This is a genomic window from Arthrobacter sp. 2YAF22_2, from assembly GCF_052114645.1.
GTDB lineage: Bacteria > Actinomycetota > Actinomycetes > Actinomycetales > Micrococcaceae > Arthrobacter.
Genome location: NZ_JBFRFD010000317.1, coordinates 1 through 4,352, shown reverse-complemented (window position 1 = coordinate 4,352; position 4,352 = coordinate 1). Strand labels below are relative to the sequence as shown.

The window sequence follows — 4,352 nt, the reverse complement described above, 5'->3', positions numbered from 1 at the left end:
GGTTCGAGGTGGTCTGGACGGCGTCCACCGGACCGGTCACGCGGCGCCGGCCGCTGGTTTCGGCCTCGGTCGGCTCTTCCGGACGCGCCGAGAAGGCGGGATTCGCGCCGCCCTTTCCAGCGCCGGAGCCTGCCGAGCCGCCCTGTTGCGGAGCAGCCGGAACAGCACCGGCACCAGTGGTGCCGGTGCCCGGGTTCACTTCCTGGCGTTCATCCCTGGCCCGGCGCAAATCGCGGCGGCTGCGGATGGGAGGCTGTTCCTGACTCATTCAAGGCTCATTCGGTGCTGGCGGTTTGGTTTGGTTCGAGGACCGGCTCGGACTCCGGGAAGTCGTGCCGCGGAGCAGGCTGATCATACAGGTCGTACTTGGCGATGTATTGGACCACGCCGTCGGGCACAAGGTACCAGACGGGGTTTCCCGCCGCGACCCGGGTCCGGCAGTCCGTGGAGGAGATCGCCATGGCGGGCACCTCCAGCAGGCTGACGTCATCGCGGCCCATGCCGTCCAGCACGTGTCCCGGCCGGGTCACCCCCACGAAGTGCGCCAGCGACCACAGCTCGTCGATATCTTTCCAGGAAAGAATCTGGGCCAGCGCGTCGGCGCCGGTGATGAAGAAGAGGTCGGCATCCGGCCGCAGCGTGCGCAGGTCCCGCAGGGTGTCGATGGTGTACGTGGGGCCGGGACGGTCGACGTCGACCCGGCTCACCGTGAACCGCGGGTTGGAGGCCGTGGCGATCACTGTCATAAGGTACCGGTGTTCGGCCTCGCTGACATTCCTGCTGTTCTTCTGCCAAGGCTGCCCGGTGGGGACGAACACGACTTCGTCCAAGTCAAACTTCGCCGCGACCTCACTGGCCGCGACCAGGTGGCCGTGATGGATCGGATCAAACGTGCCGCCCATCACACCGAGTCGCAGGCGGCGCTTGGCGCCGTGCTGCTTCACTGTGGCGGAAATATTAGTGGCCCGGGCCCGGGTGCTTCGCCGGGTGCTGGCGGTGCGGATCCGCGTGCTCCTCGACGGCCTCGTGGCGCTTGCCGAGGTTGCCGTAGGACAGCGTGATGAACATCAGGACCAGCAGGATCACGAACATCGTGCCACCGATCACGAACGGCGGCGCGATGAGCGGCGCTAGTTCCTCGTGTTCGACGGCTGCGGCGACGGACGTGGCGATCTGCTGAAACAGCATGTTCTCCCCTAGTAGGTTTCCAAATTGACGACGGCGGCGGTTCCCGCCGTTCCTGGCTTCTGTTCCATGTTACCGCGTTGCTAGGCGCGGATCTGGCCTTCGCCCTGGACGATCCATTTCGTCGTGGTGAGCTCGGTCAGCCCCATCGGGCCGCGGGCGTGCAGCTTCTGCGTCGAGATGCCCACCTCGGCGCCCAGGCCCAGCTCTCCGCCGTCGGTGAACCGCGTGGAGGCATTCACGATCACCGCGGCTGAATCCACCTCGGCGATGAACCGCTCGGCGTTGGCGAGATCGTTGGTCAGGATTGCCTCGGTGTGCCCGGTGGACCAGGTGCGGATATGCTGAACGGCTTCATCCAGCGAGTCCACCATCGCCACCGCCAGGTCGAGGTCCATGTATTCGGTGGCCCAGTCCGCCTCGGTGGCGGGAACGGAGTCCACGGCGCCCGGGAGCGCGGCCCGGATCCGTCCGTCGGTGTGCAGGGTGACGCCGGCGGCACGCAGGGCCGAGGCGACGGCGGGCAGCACGGTGGACGCGGAGTGCACCAGCAGCGTCTCCACTGTGTTGCAGACACTGGGGCGCTGGGTCTTGGCGTTGAGCAGGATTTCCACCGCCATCTTCTCGTCCGCCGAGGCGTCGAGGAAGATGTGCACGTTGCCCTCGCCGGTTTCGATGACGGGCACCGAGGAATTCGTCACCACTGTTTGAATGAGTTCGCGTCCGCCGCGGGGGATCAGCACATCGACCCGGCCGCGGGCCCGCATCAGCACATTTGCGCCGTCGCGCCCGTACACGTCGACGCTCTGGACGGCGTCGGCCGGCAGGCCAACGGAGTCCAGGGCATCGCGAAGGATGCTCACGAGCGCCGCATTGGTGGCGGCGGCCGCACTCCCGCCGCGCAGGATGACGGCGTTGCCGCTCTTGAGCGCCAGTCCGGCGATGTCCACGGTGACGTTGGGGCGTGCCTCGTAGATCGCGGCGACGACGCCCATCGGGACGTTGATCTGGCGCAGGCGCAGCCCGTTAGGGAGGGTCTGGCCGCGCACCACATTGCCCACCGGGTCCGGCAGGGTGGCGAGGTTCTCCAGGGCCGCGGCGAGGGCCTGGACGCGGGCCTCGGTGAGGGTGAGCCGGTCCAGCAGGGCCGCGGAGGTGCCGGCGGCCCGTCCGGCCGCGACGTCCTTGCCGTTGGCGGCCAGGATCAGGTCCTTGTGTTCCAGGAGCGCGGCGCCGACAGCCCGAAGACCGCGGTCTTTCAGCGCCCGGTTGGCGTGGGCCATCCGGCGGGAGGCGGCCCGGGACCGGTCGGCAACGGCGTGCACTGCGGCTTCGAGCTCCGGCGCGGCCGTCGGCGGGCCTGCGGCGGGCCCGTCGTGTACCGGCAGGTCGGGGTGCGAAGTCAGGGCCTCAGTCATGCTCCAAGTTTAGGCGAGCGGAGGGCTTAGACCAGCACCAGGTCGTCAACATGAACAACTTCACGGTCATAGCCGCGCCCCAGCGTCTTGCCGAGTTCATGGGTGGAGCGGCCGAGCATTTGCGGCAGTTCGGCGGCGCCGTAGTTCACCAGTCCGCGGGCGATCACGGTACCGTCGGTGCCGACCATCTCGACGGCGTCGCCGGCTTCGAAGTCGCCGTGCACGGCGGTGATCCCGGCCGGCAGCAGCGACGTGTGGCGGTCCCGCACGGCGCGGACGGCGCCGTCGTCGAGCACCAGCCGGCCCCGTACGGAGGCCAGGTGCGCCAGCCAGAGCAGCCGGATCGGTTTCCGGGCGCCGTTCACGGAGAACCAGGTCCCCACGTCCTCCCCCGCCAGCGCGGCGGCCGCGTTCGCGGTGGAGGTCACGAGCGCGTGGATCCCGGATCCGGCGGCGATGGACGCGGCCTCGACCTTGGTGACCATGCCGCCGGTGCCGATCCCGGCTTTCCCGGTGCTGCCGATCGAAATCCCTTCGAGGTCGCGCGGACCGGAGACGTGCGCGATCCGCCGGGCGCCGTGCACGGGCGGACCGTCGTACAGCGAGTCGACGTCGGAGAGCAGGACGAGGGCGTCGGCGCGGACCAGGTGCGCCACGAGCGCGGCGAGCCGGTCGTTGTCGCCGAAACGGATTTCATGGGTGGCGACGGTGTCGTTTTCGTTGACGACCGGGACCACGCCGAGGTTCAACAGCCGGTCCAGGGCGCGGAAGGCGTTGGTGTGCTGGCTGCGGCGCATGAAATCGTCGGCGGTCAACAGGACCTGGCTCACGGTGACGCCGTGCGCGCCGAAGGCGTGGGTGTAGCGGGCCATCAAGAGGCCCTGGCCCACGCTGGCGGCGGCCTGCTGGGTGGCGAGGTCGCGGGGGCGCTTGGCAAGCCCCAGCGGCGCCAGCCCGGCCGCGATCGCGCCGGAGGAAACGAGGATGATTTCGGTGCCGGCGTTGCGCTTGTGCGCTAGGGCATCGGCGAGGTCGGTCAGCGCCTCCTCGGCGATGCCGCCCTTGATGGACGTCAGCGAGGAAGAACCGACCTTGACCACGATCCGGCGGGCGCCGGAGAGCACGGCGCGGCTGGCTGCCCCGGCCGCGCCGGGAACGGCGACGGCGTTACTCGTCATCGGTTTCGCCGACTCCACTCTCCTTGAGCGGCTGTGCGGCGCGGCGGCCGCTGACCGATTCGGTCCAGATGCCGGCCTTGCGCTCGGCTTCCAGCTCCGCCCGGGCGGCGGCCTTCGCGTCGCGGCGCTCCTGCTGGTCCTCGCGCTTCTGGCCGCGCGTGGGTCGGTCGCCGATGTCGGCGAAGCGCACGTCGGTGCCGCGCGGGGAGGCCAGGAGTTCGGCGCCGGCCATCATGGTCGGCTCCCAGTCGAAGACGACGCCGTCGTCCTCGCCGATGACGACCATGTCGCCCGGCTTGGCGCCCTGCTTGAACAGCTCGTTTTCGACGCCCAGCTTGGCGAGGCGGTCGGCGAGGTAGCCGATGGCCTCCTCGTTGGTGAAGTCGGTCTGCTTGACCCAGCGGACCGGCTTGTCGCCCAGCACGCGGAACAGCGGCTCCAGGCCCTTCTCCTCGCGGCGGATCGTGAACCCGCTTTCGTTGACGGCGCGCGGTCGCAGCACGGGAGCGTGGACCTTGGGCGGCGTCGCGGCCACCGCATCGCGGGCGGCCTTGACGATCTCGGCCATGGC

At 69.6% G+C, this 4,352-nt stretch carries 5 protein-coding genes and 1 pseudogene; all 6 read right to left on the bottom strand.

The window, feature by feature from the left end; genetic code table 11:
- Positions 1-268, bottom strand: a pseudogene (locus AB4Y86_RS13060) (hypothetical protein); the annotation flags it as partial.
- A gap of 7 nt (positions 269-275) precedes the next feature.
- A complete protein-coding gene (gene nadD, locus AB4Y86_RS13055; RefSeq protein WP_441402646.1) occupies positions 276-944 on the bottom strand; it encodes a nicotinate-nucleotide adenylyltransferase in 669 nt (222 codons plus the stop codon).
- Positions 945-957: 13 nt separating this feature from the next.
- The gene (locus tag AB4Y86_RS13050) at positions 958-1,188 is read right to left on the bottom strand and encodes a hypothetical protein (RefSeq protein ID WP_441402645.1); all 231 of its coding nucleotides are present in this window, start codon (positions 1,186-1,188) and stop codon (positions 958-960) included.
- Between the two features lie 80 nt (positions 1,189-1,268).
- The gene (locus AB4Y86_RS13045) at positions 1,269-2,603 is read right to left on the bottom strand and encodes a glutamate-5-semialdehyde dehydrogenase (protein ID WP_441402644.1); all 1,335 of its coding nucleotides are present in this window, start codon (positions 2,601-2,603) and stop codon (positions 1,269-1,271) included.
- Between the two features lie 26 nt (positions 2,604-2,629).
- Positions 2,630-3,781 (bottom strand): glutamate 5-kinase, encoded by a 1,152-nt coding sequence (proB, locus tag AB4Y86_RS13040; RefSeq protein WP_441402643.1) that lies wholly within the window; start codon positions 3,779-3,781, stop codon positions 2,630-2,632.
- The coding region (cgtA, locus tag AB4Y86_RS13035; protein WP_441402642.1) for an Obg family GTPase CgtA at positions 3,771-4,352 on the bottom strand (582 nt) is incomplete at its 5' end. The genes cgtA and proB, both read right to left, overlap by 11 nt.